Annotated in this window: 1 protein-coding gene; it reads right to left on the bottom strand. The window is 40.8% G+C overall.

Annotated features, from left to right (window positions below):
* Nucleotides 1-45: 45 nt before the first annotated feature.
* Nucleotides 46-289: hypothetical protein (locus QSV46_RS39400; protein WP_314964047.1), on the bottom strand; the 244-nt coding region annotated here is incomplete at its 5' end.

Raw genomic sequence — 289 nt, 5'->3', positions numbered from 1 at the left:
GTGTTACGAGGATGGCTATAAATGATCGCTCTTCACAGCTGTTCCTCAAAATGGGTAAAAAATCAAATGGAGGTGAATGATCGGCCAGTGTAAAAGTGGAGGTGGTGGTGAAAACACGCCCAAGGCTTTACAAGGTTGAAATTTTGTATTCATGATGGTCAATTTACCCGAGGTTGGTTCATTTTCTCTGGATGAGCTTGAACTCTTGGGGAACATTTGCTCACAATGCTTATGTTTATTTTTTAACGAGCATGAAGTCCGCGTTAAAAATGCTCGATTAATCCAGTCA

It is taken from the genome of Bradyrhizobium cosmicum (assembly GCF_032290525.1).
Classification (GTDB): Bacteria; Pseudomonadota; Alphaproteobacteria; order Rhizobiales; family Xanthobacteraceae; genus Bradyrhizobium; species Bradyrhizobium cosmicum_A.
The sequence above is the reverse complement of the archived record's forward strand: the minus strand, read 5'-3'. Positions and strand labels throughout refer to the sequence as shown.